Origin of the sequence: Virgibacillus sp. LDC1, from assembly GCF_025792345.1 — a bacterium.
GTDB classification, from domain to species: domain Bacteria; phylum Bacillota; class Bacilli; order Paenibacillales; family Paenibacillaceae; genus Paenibacillus_AQ; species Paenibacillus_AQ lautus.
Map to the genome: position 1 here is coordinate 485,316 of NZ_JAOXLZ010000005.1, position 18,439 is coordinate 503,754.

Annotated in this window: 11 protein-coding genes; 5 read left to right on the top strand and 6 right to left on the bottom strand. The window is 49.6% G+C overall.

All coding sequences use genetic code 11. From position 1 onward, the window contains the following. Nucleotides 1-12 precede the first annotated feature (12 nt). From cpaA to OHJ21_RS26775, 5 genes are all read right to left on the bottom strand, one after another. Nucleotides 13-498, bottom strand: a complete 486-nt coding sequence (gene cpaA / locus OHJ21_RS26755; RefSeq protein ID WP_486021700.1) for a capreomycin N-acetyltransferase CpaA — start codon at nucleotides 496-498, stop codon at nucleotides 13-15. Between the two features lie 149 nt (nucleotides 499-647). Next, nucleotides 648-1,472, bottom strand: coding sequence for a carbohydrate ABC transporter permease (locus OHJ21_RS26760; RefSeq protein WP_326117216.1), 825 nt, complete (start codon nucleotides 1,470-1,472; stop codon nucleotides 648-650). 1 nt (nucleotide 1,473) lies between these two features. Further along, nucleotides 1,474-2,427 carry a carbohydrate ABC transporter permease gene (locus OHJ21_RS26765; RefSeq protein WP_394058587.1) on the bottom strand — a complete coding sequence of 318 codons (954 nt, stop codon included), beginning with the start codon at nucleotides 2,425-2,427 and terminating at the stop codon, nucleotides 1,474-1,476. 89 nt (nucleotides 2,428-2,516) lie between these two features. Continuing rightward, nucleotides 2,517-3,827: an ABC transporter substrate-binding protein gene (locus tag OHJ21_RS26770; RefSeq protein WP_100540637.1), complete on the bottom strand. Its 1,311-nt coding sequence runs from the start codon at nucleotides 3,825-3,827 to the stop codon at nucleotides 2,517-2,519. Nucleotides 3,828-4,028: 201 nt separating this feature from the next. After that, nucleotides 4,029-4,961 (bottom strand): AraC family transcriptional regulator, encoded by a 933-nt coding sequence (locus tag OHJ21_RS26775; protein ID WP_100540638.1) that lies wholly within the window; start codon nucleotides 4,959-4,961, stop codon nucleotides 4,029-4,031. 182 nt (nucleotides 4,962-5,143) lie between these two features. On the opposite strand from OHJ21_RS26775, the gene OHJ21_RS26780 reads away from it, so the two are divergent. Further along, complete coding sequence (locus tag OHJ21_RS26780; RefSeq protein ID WP_486021611.1) at nucleotides 5,144-6,346, top strand: acyltransferase family protein; 1,203 nt, start codon at nucleotides 5,144-5,146, stop codon at nucleotides 6,344-6,346. Nucleotides 6,347-6,482: 136 nt separating this feature from the next. On the opposite strand, the gene OHJ21_RS26785 is transcribed toward OHJ21_RS26780, so the two are convergent. After that, nucleotides 6,483-8,750, bottom strand: coding sequence for a helix-turn-helix domain-containing protein (locus tag OHJ21_RS26785; protein WP_326115496.1), 2,268 nt, complete (start codon nucleotides 8,748-8,750; stop codon nucleotides 6,483-6,485). Nucleotides 8,751-9,112: 362 nt separating this feature from the next. On the opposite strand from OHJ21_RS26785, the gene OHJ21_RS26790 reads away from it, so the two are divergent. The 4 genes from OHJ21_RS26790 (at nucleotide 9,113) to OHJ21_RS26805 (ending at nucleotide 18,277) form a co-directional block, all read left to right on the top strand. Then, nucleotides 9,113-10,003 (top strand): ABC transporter permease, encoded by an 891-nt coding sequence (locus tag OHJ21_RS26790; RefSeq protein ID WP_243390952.1) that lies wholly within the window; start codon nucleotides 9,113-9,115, stop codon nucleotides 10,001-10,003. Nucleotides 10,004-10,019: 16 nt separating this feature from the next. Continuing rightward, complete coding sequence (locus tag OHJ21_RS26795; protein ID WP_100540642.1) at nucleotides 10,020-10,901, top strand: carbohydrate ABC transporter permease; 882 nt, start codon at nucleotides 10,020-10,022, stop codon at nucleotides 10,899-10,901. Nucleotides 10,902-10,934: 33 nt separating this feature from the next. Next, the gene (locus OHJ21_RS26800) at nucleotides 10,935-12,554 is read left to right on the top strand and encodes an extracellular solute-binding protein (protein WP_100540643.1); all 1,620 of its coding nucleotides are present in this window, start codon (nucleotides 10,935-10,937) and stop codon (nucleotides 12,552-12,554) included. Nucleotides 12,555-13,162: 608 nt separating this feature from the next. Further along, nucleotides 13,163-18,277: a choice-of-anchor I family protein gene (locus OHJ21_RS26805; RefSeq protein ID WP_486021612.1), complete on the top strand. Its 5,115-nt coding sequence runs from the start codon at nucleotides 13,163-13,165 to the stop codon at nucleotides 18,275-18,277. Nucleotides 18,278-18,439: the final 162 nt, after the last annotated feature.

The window sequence follows — 18,439 nt, forward strand, 5'->3', positions numbered from 1 at the left end:
ACCCTCTTTTTTTCACAATTCAGAGACCGGCATCTTGACCATCGTAATGAACGTAGTGCCGCGATAATCAAACGATGTTACTTCCGAGAAGCCCAGCTGGGTATACAAGCGAATGGCTCGTTTGTTGAATTTGGCAACGGTCAGCCGATACGATGTGCGATTGTGAATTTCAGCGATGGATGACAGCACGAACGAGAGGAACTCTTTTCCCCGGCCTTGTCCGGTCGATTCCGGTTTCATGCCGAGACCGAAATCCAGCAGATCCTCGTCATATGCACCTAACGGGATCGCAATCGGAATTTGGGCAGATGAGCCTGTGCAGCAAAAGCCGAAGAGCTGCCCTTCCTCATCGAGTATGGCGTAATAGGAACACTCAAGGAGTTCTTTCCGAAACTCCTCATCCGGCTCGCTGTTGTAGAAGTCATAGGGAGGTTCATAGTTCCATTCCATAATTTGATCGGCGAACGATTCGGTCATGGTCGTGATACGAGGAGGCATGATTCTCATCCTTTGGGTTGTTGATATGGGTTTCTTCCATATCCCTTTATTTCGATTTGGAAACGTAAAAAACCTTCTCTTCCGTGTTCATAGCCGGTAGCAGGACCGAGCCACTATGGAAGAGAAGGCATCCAATCCGAAGGTCCCGCTTATTTAAACCCAGTCAACGCCGATCCCGATTTCATGAAATATTTCTGTCCGAAGAAATAGATCAGAATCATGGGAATCGCCATGATGGTGGAAGCCGCCATCAGTTTCTCCCACTGCGCCCCGTGGTCCTGCTGAAAGCTTTGCAGGCCAACGGTGATGGTCCATTTTGCCGAATCGTTCAAATAAATGAGCGGTCCCATGAAATCCACGTACGACCATACAAAAGAAAATAAAGCGACGGTGGCCAGAGCCGGCTTCAGGATCGGCATGATGATCTTCACATAAATTCGCAGCTCCGAAGCCCCATCAATCTTTGCAGCCTCGGACAACTCGGTCGGTACGCCAAGCAGGAACTGCCGAAGCAAAAAGATGAAGAACGGTGCCCCGAAGAATGCGCCGATGGTCAGCGGCATGATCGTATTGACCCAGCCGAGCTTGGTGAAGATGATGTACTGCGGGATCATCTGCACTTGAGCCGGCAGAATCATGGTCGCCACCACGATGGTAAAGATAATGTTTCGGCCCCTCCAAGGAATGCGGGAAATCGAGTAGGCTACCAGCGGTGCAGAGAAAAGCTGACCGATGATATTCACTATACAGATCAGAAACGTGTTCATCATATAGCGTGTAAAAGGAATGGCTTGAAGCGCTTCTTTATAATTCGACCATTGGAACGTTTCAGGCAGGATACTCGGCGGAAACATGAGTATTTCTTCCGGCGTCTTCAACGAGGTCATCACCAGCCATACAAATGGAAACAGGAAGATCACTGCGAATAGAATAAGGACCAAGTGCGGTAAGATCACTCGCAATTTGACAGCCATGTTACTCACCTCCGTAATAGACCCAACGGCCTGACGTTTTTAACAGGATGAACGTAATCAGCAATACGATGATAAATAGAATCCAGGCAAGCGCCGAGGCATAACCCATCTTCAGAAAGACAAATGCTTCCTGATACAGATTGACCGCATAGAACAGCAGAGACTGTTCCGGACCGCCCAGAGAGCCGCTTCCATCCACCTTGCCGCCAGCTAAAATGTAAGATTCCGTAAAGATTTGAAAGGCTCCGATTAACCCCATGATGAGCTGAAAAAGAATGATGGGGGACAGGGCGGGAACCGTGATCTTCCAGAACCGGTACCACCAGTTCGCTCCGTCGACTTGAGCCGCTTCATAATATTGTCTCGGCACGCCTTGGAGAGCGGCGAGAAAGATTAATGCGCCTGCACCCGAGCCCCACAGGCTCATCAGGATAAGAGACGGTTTCGTATAACGGGGATCCAGCAGCCACGCCGGGTCCGTTAAACCGAGAGTGCGAAGTGCCATGTTAACCAAACCGAAGTCGGGGTTCAGCATCCATGTCCACAACAGAGCGCTTGCGACGATCGGTATGACCGACGGAAGATAGAAGATCGTGCGGTAATAATTGATCCCCTTCACTTTGAAATTGAGCATTACGGCAATCAGCAAAGAGACGGCCAGCGTGATCGGCACGGATATGAACGCCATGAAAAAGGTGTTGCCGAGCGACTTATAGAAGCGGTCATCCGCAAAGATCTGCTCGTAATTCTGTAGCCCCACCCATTTGGGAGGGCTGAATAAATCGTATTCGGTCAGACTCAGGTAGAGCGAACCGAAGAACGGGTAGACCGTAAAAGCCAGAAAGCCGATAATCCAAGGAGAGGCGAACGCCAGGCCAAGATATACATAATGACGCTCCTTCCTGGACCAGCCTGATACGGGTTTCTGTTGATTCACTGCTGTAGAGACTCTCATCTTCGCGCTTCTCCTTCCGCTTTAAGTTTTTAGTATGCAGCCCTGTCCGATACATCGCTGTATTGGACAGAGCCTGCTTCGTTCAGTCATCATTTCACCAGCGGCTGAATCTTGGCCTTCACCTTGTTCAAGCCTTCCTCCATGCTGACGGTGCCTCGGAGAATCGCGTCATATTGTGCGCTGAATTCCGTCATGTACTCGTTCGCGTAGGAAGAAGCCGGGAAGGACTTCAGGTTTTCGCTTGCCGAGTAGTCCAGAAATTCCTTGAACCCTGGCACATCCTCATAGAGTGGATTGGAGAAGGCAGAGTTTCTCGTTGGGAGATTCCCGAGGGCAGCCGTGAATTCGGCCATTTGCTCCGGCTCGGTCATCCATTTGATGAACTTCCAGGACGCGTCCGGGTTTTTGACGCCCTTCGGAATATAGAATACGCTGGTAGACACATTTCCGGAGTTTTTCAATTCCGGGTTGTTCTCATCATAAGGAATCGGCGCAATGCCATAATTCAGATCAGGCGCGTATTGTTTGATGAAGGTGGGCAGCCACTCTCCGTCAATCGTCATCGCATACTTGCCCGAGAAGAACGGATTCTGTGCCGACATGTATTGGCCGAGCCCGGATGAGAATCGGTCCAGATTATCGGAACCGTATTGATCCCAGATTTCCTTCGAGAGCTTAATGGCCGATTGGATCCCCGGATGGTCCGGCGTCACCTGCTGGGTTGCTTCATCATAAAACGATCCGTTAAAGGCATAGCTGAACGTATACGCATCCATTCCGGGCCACAATCCGAGCCGCTGGAGGCGCCCTCCATCCTCCACGATGCTCAGCTTCTTGATATATTCTTTTAACTCGCTTATCGTTTCCGGTGGACCGTCATAGCCGGCTTCCTGCAAAATATCCTTGTTGTAGAACAGCATGGACACGTGCATGGCCGTCGGGATCGCATACGTCTTCCCTTCATGCTGGGAAGAGCTTAAGGCAGCGGGCACGAAGTCCTTAAGATCCACGCCGTCCTCCGCTATATAATCATCAAGCGGCATCATGGCGCCGCGCAGCCCCCACGGCACGACATTTTGTCCGAATTGAGATGCGATGTCCGGAGGATTGCCCCCCGTAATCGCGGTAAGCTGTTTCTGATAGTCGCTTTGGGATAGACCCTTCACTTGAATGTCGGGATTGGCCGAGTTCCACTTGGCAATCAATCGTTCCAGCGCTTCCGCTTCCGGTCCGGTCCAGCCGTACCAGAAGTCGAGTGTTACGGCATCCTGCGCAGGCGGGTTTTCGGATGGCTTGTCACCATCACTGCCAGATTGCGGCGGATTGCCGCCTGTGCATCCTGTTACGATAGAGATCAATAGAATAAGGCTCCAGATCAAAGATTTCTTCTTCCTCTTCATTCCTCTTCCTCCCCTTGAGCATTCGTGTACAATCGTGTAACGCAATCGAAGTTCTATCAATTTCCCTCCCCAAAACAGTTGACTAAACAACCGGCCCTGATCCAGTTATTTGTAAGAATTATGGATATCGTAGCATGTAAAAATATCATTTCATTTCACTATCGTGTTCAAAAATAGGATTATCGTATGGTAATGAACGTTCTATTTGATCGCTTGTTTACGAAAGTCGGTGGGAGAGATGCCCGTGTACTTTTTAAAGATTCTGCAGAAGTAGGAGAGTTCATTAAAACCGGTGGAGTAGCAAACATCCGTCACGGATAACTCCGGCTGCTTCAGCATCATCATGGCTTGTAGAATCCGCAGGTCGGTGAGATACCGGTTGAACGTTTTGCCTGTCCATTCTTTGAAGAGGATGCAGAACGTGGACCTTGATAAATTCGATAGGGTGCATAGATCATTCAGATTCATATCTTCCTGATAGTGGTTATGGATGTGATCAACGACTCTCGTCATGATTCCCCGGTATTTCTCGGATTTCTCGAATCCTTCCCGGAGCAGTTCACCGTTGACCTGCCGTACCAGAATCGAGAGGAGGACAAGGAGCTTCGCTTTGAGCGAGATTTGAAAAAAAGGGGTTCGTCTCTCGTATTCGATCAGCATGTCCTTCAAGACATTCTGGACCGTTACGTCGGTAACGCTGTCCAGCGTTATTTTGGACTGGGCGTTCATTTCCTGGCGCAGAAAGTATTCCAGAAACCCCACATCGAAAAAAGCATGATCTGCTGGCATTTCCTGAAATCTCTCGTTCACGAAAGCTGGCATAAATTCGCATCCGTAAATCTCGATGTCCTCATCGGGTGAAATGCTGACGCTGTGCAAGGTAAACGGTGGTATAACAAAAATATCACCCTTGGAGATCTCGTACGCCTGTTGATTAACGGTGTGTTGGAATGTTCCTTTCGCCACATACCAAATCTGAAAATAATCGTGACAATGCGTCCATAAGCTCTGTTGATAGGTCAATTTATACATTTTGCACGGAAGACCTTCCAACATTTCCATCTTTGAGTTAAAATAAACGACACCTGATCCAGTTAGTTCTTCAATATCAACCTGACTCCAATAAATACTCAATGTTTTACCCTCCCCTATTGAATTCCTTCAGATTAAGAAAACGCTTTCATTTCCTGAGTCAGCCATTTTCTTAAAGATGATTATCCCTGAAAAACGAATCGTGTACAGCATTCCTCTTCCTGCCCTGTGAAATATGTTTCGCATTCGCAAACATCCTATTTCTAGGGGAACGTGGGGTTGTTATGAAAATTGTATATTTGGATGGCTTGAGAGGTTTAGCTGCCTTGATTGTGGTCGTATCTCATTTTTTCCAGGTGTTTGCACCGTCGGTTTTTGAGGGGAGGAAGGAGATCGAGCATTTCGCTTTTGAGGAGATTGCCGCGCGCACACCGTTCAATCTGCTGTTTAACGGCAACTTCTCGGTCTGTCTGTTTTTTGTGTTGAGCGGATATGTGCTCAGCTATCGATTTTTTCAAACCGGAGACAGGCGCATCATTTATTCGTCTGCCATTCGCCGCTATTTTCGTTTGGCCGTACCCGCCTTGTTATCCGTCTTCCTTGCTTATCTGATCATCGTGTTGGATCTCGGAGCCTACGACAAAATACGTGGAATGACGTTATCTTCGATGCCCGATCCGTTTATGGCTGACGCCAATCTGCTAATCATGCTGAAGGAAAGCTTGGTTCATACCTTTTTCACGTATGGATCGCAATACAATCCCGTGCTCTGGACGATGACATACGAGCTGTTTGGATCGTTTCTGATTTTTGTTTTTCTAGTCACTTGTGGCCGTCATGGGATTCGTTATGCCGTTTATGCCGTCCTTATCTGCGTATTCATCGATTCCTATTACCTGGGATTTATATTAGGGATGCTGTTAAGCGATGTAAAGAATAGCGGGAGGGACTGGCTGGCTTATATCCGTCGGCCCTGGATTCATATTCTGCTTCTCTGTATCGGTATTTACGCAGGCTCCTATCCCTATGTCGCACCGCAAGGAACGATATATTCGCTTCTTCAATGGGGGGCTTCCGATTTCGACTTCTTTGTGTTCTATCATGTTATCGGATCATTCCTGATCCTAGGGGTGCTGTTGAATTCGAACCGAATGCAATCGATATTTAGCCGCAGGTTTTTTGCTTATTTGGGTAAAGTCTCTTTTTCGTTGTACCTTGTGCACTTTACCGTTATTTGTTCCCTAGGGAGCTTTATATTTCTGTATCTCAATCAATTCCTGAACTATGGGTTGAACGTACTGTTTACCACCATCATTACGTTCTTGGTTATCGCTGTTATTGCCCATGGGTTCTACAGGTTCGTGGATGCCCGGATCCTGATCCTGCTGGCACGCTGGAGCAAGCGGTTGTTCCCTGCAGAGAATTTAAGGGGACATCGGGGACATCGTGGGCAAGTACAAACGGAAAAGACAATGAAGGCTGATTAGAGCGAAACAGATCCGTTTGTTTACCGTCAGCGTGTGAGCGAAATAAAACGAAAAAACCTTCTCTTCCGCCTGGAGGGCCGGGGATATGCCCGGGCCTTCCAGGAAAGAGAAGGTTTTCTTATGTCACAGCCGCAATTCATGATCCGCTCGCATGGGTCTGCACCACATGCTGCCTGCGGTACGCGCCCGGCGTCATGCCAGTGGCCTTCTTAAACGTCCGGTTGAAGGAGGTGATGTTGAGATACCCGACGCGTTGGCTGATCTCATTGACGGTTAAGTCCGTGCACGCCAGTAGTTCCTTCGCTTTGTTCATACGGATGCCGAGCAGATGTTCACTGAAGTTAAGACCGGTCTTCTCCTTGATATAGACGGAGAGGTAGGCACTCGACAGGTTAAGCTTGGCTGACAAATAGTCGAGAGACAGATCATCGGCATACTGGTTATGGATAATGTTCATGAACATGGCGATGAGCGGCTCTTCGCCGGTATCCTTTTTCTTGCGAATGAGGGCGCAGGAGGCTTCAACGAGCTGACGGAATACCCCCTGGTAATCAGATAAACAATGGCATTCTGCCAATCTTGCGCTCCATTGCTTCAAGGATTGGACGGAAGTTTTATCAACCTGGGCCATCTCCATATAACTTAGAATCTTGGAAGCGACCGAATCGGCAAAGAAACGAAATTGCGCAATGCCCGCCTCCTTACGCTGCATCGCTTCGAGCGCCTGATCGATGATCTGCAGGGAGCGGCTGTCGCTGCCGGATTGCAGCGCGTCCAGCAGTCCTTTTTCCTGTGACGGGCTCAGGTTGACGGTGGTTGGAAGCACCCGCTGCTTGGTTACCATCTGTGATTCCTCCATGAGTTGTGCCTGCGCGGTCAGTCCTTTGACTTGATGGTAGGCTTGATTGAATTCGGACGAATGGCTCACCTGGGAACTGACTGCAATCGTGACCAGGAACAATTCCTTTTCTTCATTTAACATGTCCTTGATTTCCAGCAGCAGTTCCTCCAGGCGGGCAGCCTCCTCCCGTTTGAAGATGGATACGATCTCATTTTTTTCGATCTGGAACGTATGGGATCCCGGGTAGCGTTCAGCCGTGATCAGATGAATATGCTCCAGCATATGGCGGACAGCCTGATCGGTCTGGAGGGGGAGCTCATAAACCGGATTCATCCGGAAACGGATGTGATACAGAACCACGATGAAACTTCCGTCATCCGACAGGAAATCCTCCCACTCGCTAATATCGGTATTGATGCTCTTCAGCTGACTGATATAAGAGTAACTGGTTAGAACGGATTTATGCTTGTTCATGCGATCCCGTATTTCTTCCTTTTCCCTGAACAGCTCCTGGATCCGGTTCTGAATCAGATCGTATTCCGTGATGCTTCCGGGTTCCGGCATCGATGAACTGCTGGCTCTGTTCAGAACGGTGGTTAGAATCTGCTTTACCGGCTTGTGCAATCTGCGGCTGAGGAAATAGGAAGCGGCGAGAGCCACGCCAAGCGACAGGCAGAAGATGAGCAGCAAACCGCCGGTTAACCGGCTCAACTGAGAATAGACATGGCTATAAGGTACGGCCGAGACATAAGCCAGTCCGTCGGATCCGGCTTCCGCAAAATAGTAGGTTCCATCCTTCAGCACCGCTTTTTGTCCAGCTTCAAACGTCGGAAGCTGATCTTGATTAATGGAGTTCGATGCGTACAATACTTTTCCTTCAGCGTTCAGAATCGCCAGGGCACGATCGTCCGACTCGCCGAAGAAGGATTGAGCGGCCTTATCGATATCAATGAGAGCAATGATCTCATAGCGGCTGTTCGGTTGTTTATAGATATAGGGCATCAGTTTTTTCTCGGACCAATCGTTGTTTATCCGGTAGGTTGCTGCAGGGAGAAGTTTGAAGGATTCATGATGGTCGGTATAGTTTTTCCAGAATGTATAGGGATACTCAGCGCTCATGTAGGATCGGCCCAACATATAGGAAGCATCGCCGCTACCGGATTTGCTGAGGACAAAATCAAACTCCCGGAGATAAATCAGGGTGTCCTCCAGAAAGAACAGAGGATTATAGATATCGCTCCGCATCTGCATCATCACATCACGTGCCTTCAAGTAATTGACTTCGTTTCCGGCCTGGTGGCGAAGCTGATTATTGAAGCCGATTAATTCGGATTGATTGTATATATCGAACATTAATACCTGCAGTCTGCTGAATTGGTTGTTGAACCGCTCTGCCGTATCGTGAACCGCCTGCTGGCTGGTATCGATGATTTCTTTCTGCAGGCTGGTCTTAAAAAGCTGGAAGATGACCGTATAGAAAAATCCGAATAACACGATGATGGCTAGAAAGCTCAGAAAAATCTTAAAGAATACACTGCGGCTTTTATGTCTGATCCAATTCACAGCCTTCCCCCCTTTGTATTTTTCTGACGTCCAAGGTTTCACAACATTATATAGGACAAGTGTTAAGGATTGTGCCCGATTCGTGTTAATCGTTCGTAAAAAATGGATAGTCAATATTTTAGATTTTAAGCATTGCTTTAGGAAAATGGCGCTTTCGCCCATCCATCCAATGAAAGGCAAGACATCATTAAAATGGTCAATACCCCTTATGCGTTCGGGTCGTTTATGATGCAAACGTGGACCTTGGGACACACGAAGATGCATAGACGAAAGAGAGGGGATTGCCGATTTTGCAACGTCAGCTAAGCAATGTGGAAGCGCATTCAAAAATTCAAAAGAAAAGTGTCTGGCGGAGATCAATGATGCAGATGCGCAGAAACTGGCAGCTATACGCTTTATTTGCACCGGTTCTGTTATACTTCATTGTATTTCATTATGTACCCATGTATGGCGTCCAAATTGCATTTAAGGATTTTATGGCTAACAAAGGGATCGTGGATAGCCCATGGGTGGGCTTCAAACATTTTGAGCGCTTTTTTGACAGCTTTTATTTTTGGCGCATTATTAAAAATACGATGGGTATCGGGTTATATGAGTTGGCGGTCGGATTTCCGATTCCGATTATTCTGGCCTTGATGATCAATGAAGCCAGATCGGGCCGGTTTCGCCGATTCGTACAAACGGTAACTTATGCACCTCATTTCTTGTCCACGGTCGTCGTCGTTGGCATGATCATGATGTTCCTGTCGCCAGTAAGCGGCCTAGTCAATTACATTATCACCTCCTTCGGCGGAGAGCCGATTGCATTCATGACGGAGCCCTCCTGGTTCAAGAGCATCTACGTATGGTCTGGCGTATGGCAGGGCATGGGCTGGAGCTCCATTATCTATTTGGCGGCGCTCGCCGGGATCGATCCGCAGCTGCATGAGGCGGCCAAGGTGGATGGTGCGGGCTGGCTCCGGCGAATCTGGCATATTAATCTGCCGGGGATCGCGCCCACGATGACGATTCTGCTCATTCTGAACATCGGTTCCGTTCTTGGCGTCGGTTTCGAGAAGATCTTCCTGATGCAAAATTCACTCAATATGGAAGCGTCCGACGTCATCGCCACGAACGTATACCGGAGCGGTATATTGGGTGCCCAGTACAGCTTTTCGGCTGCGGTCGGCCTGTTTAACTCCATCGTTAACTTTATCATGCTGATTACCGTAAACCGGATTGCCCGAAAAGTCAGCGAGAACAGCCTATGGTAAGGAGGAATGATGGCATATGCCGCAAAGCCGCAGTGAACGAATAGCCGGCGTATTTATTTACATTATACTATCTTTTATTACGCTCCTTGTACTGTATCCTTTATTTTTTGTTCTGATTGCTTCCATCAGCGCTCCGGAAACGGTGATGCGGGGGGAAGTATGGTTATGGCCGAAGGAATTGTCGTTTGTCGGTTACGAACGATTATTTGCCAATTCGGATCTTATGCAGGGATTCCTGAACACGCTGCTTTATACCACGACGGGAACCGCGCTGAATGTGCTGATGACGATCGCAGCTGCTTATCCGCTTTCCAGAGCCGATTTCAACGGTCGCGGCATTTTCACGGCAATTATTGTATTCACCATGTTCTTCAGCGGGGGGATGATCCCCAATTACTTGCTGGTGAAGGAACTGGGGATGCTGGATACGATTTGGGCCATCATTATCCCTTCGGCCGTATCCGTGTGGAACATCATCATCATGCGGACCTTCTTTCAAAGCTCCATTCCGAAGGAGATGCAGGAGGCGGCGTTTATTGACGGAGCTTCCAACATGCGGGTGCTTTGGCGCATTGTCCTGCCGTTATCCGGTCCGATACTGGCCGTGATGGTGCTGTTCTACGCCGTGGGCCACTGGAACTCGTATTTTAGTGCGCTGATCTATTTGTCAGATCGTGCGAATTATCCGATGCAGCTGTTCCTGCGTGAAATTTTGGTTCAGGGACAAATGCAGGAGATGGTGGATATCAGTGATGATTCACTGGCACGAAGTCTAATGGATGCGGAAGCGATCAAATATGCGGCGGTCATTGTGACGAATCTGCCGATGCTGCTGTTGTATCCGTTCCTGCAAAAGTATTTTGTGAAGGGTGTTATGATTGGTGCAATTAAAGGTTGATTACGGATATTTTATGAGGAGGAAATGAAATTTATGGTGATGAGAAAATGGGCTTCACTTACATTGGCAGCCGTGCTGGCAGCCGGATTGCTGGCAGGCTGTGGTAGTAAAAGCGGGGAAGGTGCAACGGATAAGGGGGAAACGCCTCAGGCTAATTTTAACGAAACGGGGATGCCGATTGTGAACGAGCCCCTCAACCTGACATTCTTCACGGGCAAGTCGCCATCGAACGGAAGCAAATTCGAGGACACCCTCGTATGGAAAACCTATCAAGAGATGTCGAATGTGAATGTAACATGGAACCTCATTCCATTCGATACACTGACCGAGAAACGGAACCTGGCGCTGGCAGGCGGTGATTATCCGGATGTATTCTACTCGGCAAGGGTGAGCTCCGCAGAATTGACCCGCTATGGGGGGCAAGGGGTATTTATACCGCTGAACGATCTGATCGATCAATATGCACCGAATTTCAAAAAAATGATGGAACAGTACCCGGATATTCGAAAAGGGCTTACGATGCCGGACGGCAATATTTATTCCCTGCCTTCTTTCTACGATCCTGAGCTGCTCTCCATGTTGATTGGTACACCGATATGGATTAATCAGGAATGGCTGGATCAGCTCGGGATGAAAGAACCGCAGACGACCGAAGAATTCTATGCGTATTTGAAGGCCGTCAAGGAAACCGATCTGAACGGTAACGGACAGCATGATGAGATTCCATTCGCTTCAACAGGCATTACCGGGATCATCGATCACTTGAAAGGCTCTTGGGGACTTGGTACAAGTGGACTTGGCCATAAATTGGTGGACATAGATCCGGACACAGGGAAACTGCGCTTCACAAAGGCTTTGCCGGAGTACAAGGAAATGCTGCAGTTCGTGAACAAGCTGCATCAAGAAGGACTGCTCGATAAAGAAATCTTCACGATTGAAGGCGGAGCATTGAATGCGAAAGGGCAGGAGGGCCTGCTCGGCTCCACGATTGTGCCGAATCCGGAGATGGTGATGGGACGCAAAGAATACATCGGGCTAGGGGCGCTTAAGGGACCGCACGGAGATCAGCTCTATTCTCACGTCAAAGTGCCGATGGTTCACGTGGGTGCATTTGCGATTACCGATAAGAACCCGAATCCGGAAGCCACGATCCGCTGGATGGATTATTTCTATGGGGATGAAGGAGCCCAGTTCTATTTCATGGGTAAAGAAGGCGAGACTTATACGAAAAACGCTGACGGTCAGCTCGAATATGTGAAAGAGATTACGGAGAATCCAAACGGATTAACGCAGGATCAGGCGTTGGCCAAAAATTTCACTTGGCTCGGGGGCAGCTATCCGGGCTTTGTGCGGGAGCAATGGTTCAAAGCCTCGGAGACACGCCCTAACGCAATGGCCGCTGCCGAAAAAGCAAAGCCGTATGCTGTAAAAGAGATTCTTTACAATTTTAACTTTACATTGGAAGAGACGGACGTCATGTCCTCGATCGGTAAAGATATTGAGGATTACGTTAAGGAAATGGAAGCGAAATTCGTGAACGGCTCGGCCTCGTTCAGCCAATGGGATGAGTATGTGAATACACTCAACAAGATGGGACTGGACCGATACATGGAGGTTTACCAGGCCGCTTATGAGCGCTACCAGGCGGAGTAAACAGATATAAGAAAGTCAAAAGACGCGGTGCGGGGATGATCCCGTATCGCGTTTTTTAATCACTCCAAATCATTGGTGAAATATCCCAAAATGAGTGATAAGATCATATTAAATGACAACCAATTTTGGGGAATTACATCACTGAGAGGAGGGAGTGTCAAACGGGTGAGAATCGCGTTTATCGTATTGGGTGTCTTTAAAGGGTTAACTCATTGGTTTTTGAAGCCGAGACGGAGATATACTTCCAATAACAAGGTTGAATGGATGGTTGAACGGTTGATTCAGGGCTTTTTGATCATGTGGGCCATCCTGTTCATACGTTGGGTTATTTTGATCAGCATAGCAACAATGAGGCATTTTGGAATCATTGATTAAAGGCGATGAGGATGCTGGTACTTGTTCTGATAAGTGGAGTATCACAATACATATGAAGGTGATTTCAAGGTTGGCAGGCAGCTAGTATACAGCTGCCGCTTATAGAAGCCCGGCATGGCTGTCGCGGCTTTTTTGCTGTTTGGCGTCCATTTTACACAAACCGCGAGCTTTATTGAGGATGCGTTAACACTTCTTCCTTACACTTGAAATTAAATAAGGATAGAAGAGGGGATATGGAGTTGAAGCATAAAAGCATGAAAGTAGTCTCGCTGTTGATGGCGGCGGAAATCACGATGGCCTCCCTATTTTCGGCAGGCACCGTGATGGCTGAAGAGGGACAAGAGATACTTCAGACGGCCAGCATGGAGACAGCATCGCAAGACACAGCTATCGCTGCCGTTGATTTCGGCATTACCGATAAGATCCTTCCGGATGCACATGCAGAAGAAACATATACAGTAACCGTTGATGTATATGGCGGACAAGCACCGTATACCTTCTCGGCAACGGGTTTACCGGCAGGCTTGGACATTACATCCGATACAGGATCCATTACGGGCACGCCTGCTGCTGGACAAGAGGGCGAATATACGGTTGAGGTAACGGTACAAGATAGTGCAGCCGTACCTGCAACGGCTCAGTCGCTTGTGAAATTGCAAGTATTGGGAAAACGCACTGATCCGGTGGCTGACAAGCTGGCCATGAAAATGATCGGGCATTATTCCGTAGGTACCTCCAATAAGGATGGCGGCGTTGCGGAAATTGTAAAATACAACAAAGATAACGGGAAGCTCTATCTAGTCAATGGTTCAACCCAGCCGGCAAGTCTCGAAATCGTGTCTATTGACGCTGACGGCAGCTTGCTGAAGGATAAGCAGATCGATGTGGAAGCGTTGGCAAGCACGGGCGGTTTTCTGTATGGGGACCTCACCAGCGTGGATATCAACACCAAGACGAAGCAGGTTGTGGTCGCTGTGCAGGAGCAGGATCATGCAAAAGCAGGCAAGGTTCTGGTACTCGACTATGACGGCGGCTTGATCAGATCTTATGAAACCGGCATTCAGCCGGATATGGTCAAGTATACGTCCGATGGCCGTTATATCCTGACAGCGGATGAAGGCGAGCCTCGTACGGAGATCGCTCCTGATCCAGAAGGAAGCATTACGATTATCGACACCTTATCAGGCGAAGTAAGTCATTTGAAGTTTGATGATCCGTCGATCATTGACGATCAGGTACATATTCGCGGACCTGTGGAAGCGGACGGGCAAATTCGCAGCACCGGAACTAAGGGTGATGCTGTTCATGATCTGGAGCCCGAATACATCTCCTTGTCCGAGGACGAGTTGACGGCTTACGTTGCTTTGCAGGAGAATAATGCAGTCGCCGTGGTCGATATCGCCGCGAAGCGTATTCAATCGGTCAAGGGACTCGGGTATAAGGACTTCAATCAACCGGAGAATCAGCTCGACCTCCTAAAGGACGGACAAATCAAGTTTGAGAACGTTCCTTTTTACGGAATGTATATGCCGGACGGAATCGCGACCTACAGCGTGAACGGACAGCAGTATATTCTGTCTGCGAACGAAGGCGATGCAACAGGCTGGGATGAGCGAAGCAATGAAAGCGACATTGGCAAAATGAAGCCTAATCTGGATCCGTTGTCTCCGGCTGCTCAATTTCTAGCAGACAAGGGAACCGCCTACGACAAGGTTGAGGTTGCCAGCGATATGGGCAATGAGGAATTGTATCTGTACGGAGGTCGTTCATTCTCCATATGGAATGCAGCCGACATGTCCCAGGTGTACGACAGCGGCAGTGATTTTGAGAAGATTACGGCCGAGCGCTTACCGAATCATTTCAATGCCAGCAATGATAAAACCGATCTGGACAGCCGCAGCGCCAAGAAAGGTCCAGAACCCGAATATGTAACGGTAGGTAAGGTAGGACAGAAGACGCTGGCTTTTGTCGGCTTAGAACGCATTGGCGGGGTTATGACGTATGATGTAACGAATCCATCCGACCCTGCGTTTCTGAACTACATCAATACACGGGATTTTAACGGCGGAATTGAGTCGGATTCCGGGCCTGAGGGATTGGACTTTATTCCGGCCGCGGACAGCAAGACAGGACGGCCGCTGCTGCTGGTCGCTAATGAGGTCAGTGGGACGGTGGCCCTGCTGGAGCTCCAGGTAACCAAAATTACGCTGGACAAGACATCGCTGAAGCTGAGTCCAGGCGGCGCACCGGAACTATTGCAGGCAAGCGTGGAGCCGATCCAAGGCGGCTCAACCGAGCTGACTTGGAGTTCCTCCAATGAAATGGTGGCTTCCGTGGATCCAACCGGTCAGGTCACGCCAGTCTCCGCAGGTGAGGCCGTGATCACCGTCTTGAGCAAGGATGGTTATGGGTCGGCGGTAGTACAGGTTAAGGTAACGGATGGTTCGTCGGAAGGCGAACCATGGAAGTTAACGGTGATGCATACCAACGATACGCATGCACATCTGGCGGAAGTGGCCAGACGAGCCACGCTGGTTCAGGAGGTCCGCAGCGAGGGCGGAAACAGCCTGCTGCTGGATGCAGGGGATGTCTTCTCAGGCGATCTGTATTTTACCAAATGGTTTGGATTGGCCGATCTGGCCTTCATGAACTATATGGGTTATGACGCGATGACGTTCGGTAATCACGAATTCGATCAAGGCACCAAGACGCTTGCAAATTTCGTGAGCAAGGCGCAATTCCCGCTTGTCAGCGCGAATGTGGATCTGAGTCAGGATGCTAACATTTCGCACCTGATTCGTAAGCCGGAGGTGATCGATACCGATCAGCCAAAGACGACGGCAAATAACGGGGTTTATCCTTACGTCACGCTTCTGGTGGACGGTCAAAAGGTCGGGGTATTCGGATTAACGACCGAGGATACGGCAGAGACGTCGAGCCCGGGTAAAGATGTGGTGTTCCGTGAAGCGGTGACCTCAGCTCGTGCAACCGTGGAGGCGATGGAGCAGGAAGGGCTAAACATCATCATCGGTCTGTCGCATCTTGGGTACGCCAAAGATCAGGCGCTTGCCGAAGCAGTTGAAGGCATCGACCTCATTGTTGGAGGCCATACCCACACAACGCTCAATGCACCGGAAGTGGTGACGGACAATGAACACGGTACACCAACCGTCATCGTGCAAGCGAATGAATGGGGGAAATATCTCGGCCGAGTCGACTTGCAGTTTGACAAGGAAGGCAATGTCCTCGTCGGGGAAGGCGAACTCGGCGGCAAGCTGATTCCGGTAGACCAAACGGTCGCGGAAGACACGCAGGCTAAAGATATGCTGGCTCCTTATAAAGCGGAATTGGAAGAGCTAATGAAGCAGGTTATCGGTACTGCAGAAGTGGCGCTTGATGGGAAACGCGAGAATGTCCGCTCCAAGGAGACAAACCTGGGCAATCTGATTTCGGATGGCATGCTGGCAAAAGCCAAAGAGCTGAAAAACGCCGATATTGCTCTCACCAATGGAGGAGGTATTCGCGCAGCCATTGATGAAGGTGAAATCACGATGGGCGAGCTGCGTACGGTGATGCCTTTTGGAAATACGCTGTTTGTCATGGACGTCACAGGACAGCAGTTGAAAGACGGACTGGAAAACGGAATTAGCGGTGCCAAATTGGCGGATCTGCCAGGAAAATTCCCGCAAATCGCCGGGATGAAATTTAAATGGGATCCAAACGCTCCGGCTGGTGATAAAGTGTTCGATGTACAGATTATGAAGGATGGAAGCTACAAACCTTTGGTATTGACCGAATCGTACCGGATGGCAACAAACAGCTTTTTGGCCAAGGGCGGAGACGGATATAAATCCTTTGCCGAAGCGATTGCCGAAGGGAAATATAACGAGGATCTGGGTTATCCGGATTATGAAATCTTCATGGAATATGTGACCAAGCTGGGCGGAAAGGTTTCGCCGAAGGTGGAGGGAAGAATTACGGAGCAGAAGAAACCGGCGAATCCTGGCGACGGCTCCTCACCGGGATCAGGTTCAGGATCAGGTGGTTCGGGAGGCGGTTCTGTAACACCGCCGGTATCTCAGCCTAACCCTCCTTCCTCGGGCGGAGACACATCATTGCCAAACGTAATGACAGGCAAGGATCTGATGATAGGCGCTGCAGGCGGAGCTGTGGACCACATTACGGTGAAGGAAGAGGCATGGCAGAAGGCAGTTGCCGGATTGTCTGCGAACGGGCAGCAGGAACTGATTATTCGGGCTCCGGAGTTGAACCGTGCCGCCGAGCTATCCCTTTCGGCAGCAGGTCTGAAGCAGGCCATGGAGCGGAATTCGAATGCGACCCTGGTGCTGGAGACTGCACTTGGTGCCTTCCGTCTTCCGATAACGGCTCTACATTTGGATGAGGCTTTGGAGCCGGCGCAGGGCTCCGGCAGCATCCAAGTGAAAATATCCATGACCCCGGTTGGCAGCAGGGTGGTGGATGCTATGACCAGCAAGGCAGCTTCCATGGGTGCCTCGATGGCAGCGAATGGAGCGATTCAGTTTGGCGTAGCGGTTGGAGCACCAGGCGCAGAGCAAGAACTGAAGGATTTCGGGAAGCGTGTCATCAGCCGTATCCTGCCGCTGCCGGCAGGGAAAGCTCCGAATTCGGTCACTGCTGTAATCTATGACGCAGAGGCGGGAACCTTCCGATTTGTACCGGCTGCCGCGACGACATGGAACGGTAAACCGGCCATCGAAGTGAAGCATGCCGGAAACGCCATTTATGCACTCCTGCAGTACAAGAAAACCTTTACGGATCTGAACGGCCACTGGGCGAAAGCGGAAATTGAATCCATGGCCTCCAAGCTGCTCGTGAACGGAGTCAACGCTAACTCGTATGCACCGGGCAAGGTGATCACACGCGCCGAGTTTACGGCTATGCTGGTCCGCGCAATGGGACTTAGTCCAATCATCGAGAGCGGAGCATTCAAGGATGTCCAGGATGACGCCGCGTATGCCGGCGAGATCGGCGCAGCGTCGCGTTACGGCTTGGTCGAGGGTGGCACCGGCGGTGACTTCTCGCCAAATGCTGGCATGACGCGGGCAGAAATGGCTGTGATGATCACCCGTGCTATGGAGGCGGTAAGTCCGACAGACCTGCCGAATCAGGGTGCAAATGCCGCTACCGGATTCAAGGATCAGGCATCCATCCCTGCCTGGGCGGCTCCCCATGTAGCCAGTCTTACGGAGCAAGGCATCGTGCAGGGCGACAATCATGGTCATTTCGGAGCACTCGATTCGGTTACCCGCGCCCAAGCGGCACTTGTTCTGAAACGTACTTTGGCTGCATTGAAGTTTATGAACTAAGCGAAACAGGAATCCATTAGAAGTAAAAGACCGTCCTTAAGGTTGCTAAAACCTTAAGGGCGTTTTTTATACCAATGTAAATGGCGAGCGATTAAAGCGAAGTGCTCTGGTACCCGATAATATCTGTAAGTGATAGAATAACGATTGAGAAGGATGTGAGTT

Bases quoted from the DNA above. Each gene is read 5' to 3' on its own strand.
- cpaA (WP_486021700.1), bottom strand. From the start codon at position 498: ATGCCTCCTCGTATCACGACCATGACCGAATCGTTCGCCGATCAAATT.
- OHJ21_RS26760 (WP_326117216.1), bottom strand. From the start codon at position 1,472: ATGGCTGTCAAATTGCGAGTGATCTTACCGCACTTGGTCCTTATTCTA.
- OHJ21_RS26765 (WP_394058587.1), bottom strand. From the start codon at position 2,427: ATGAGAGTCTCTACAGCAGTGAATCAACAGAAACCCGTATCAGGCTGG.
- OHJ21_RS26770 (WP_100540637.1), bottom strand. From the start codon at position 3,827: ATGAAGAGGAAGAAGAAATCTTTGATCTGGAGCCTTATTCTATTGATC.
- OHJ21_RS26780 (WP_486021611.1), top strand. From the start codon at position 5,144: ATGAAAATTGTATATTTGGATGGCTTGAGAGGTTTAGCTGCCTTGATT.
- OHJ21_RS26790 (WP_243390952.1), top strand. From the start codon at position 9,113: ATGCAGATGCGCAGAAACTGGCAGCTATACGCTTTATTTGCACCGGTT.
- OHJ21_RS26795 (WP_100540642.1), top strand. From the start codon at position 10,020: ATGCCGCAAAGCCGCAGTGAACGAATAGCCGGCGTATTTATTTACATT.
- OHJ21_RS26800 (WP_100540643.1), top strand. From the start codon at position 10,935: ATGGTGATGAGAAAATGGGCTTCACTTACATTGGCAGCCGTGCTGGCA.
- OHJ21_RS26805 (WP_486021612.1), top strand. From the start codon at position 13,163: ATGGAGTTGAAGCATAAAAGCATGAAAGTAGTCTCGCTGTTGATGGCG.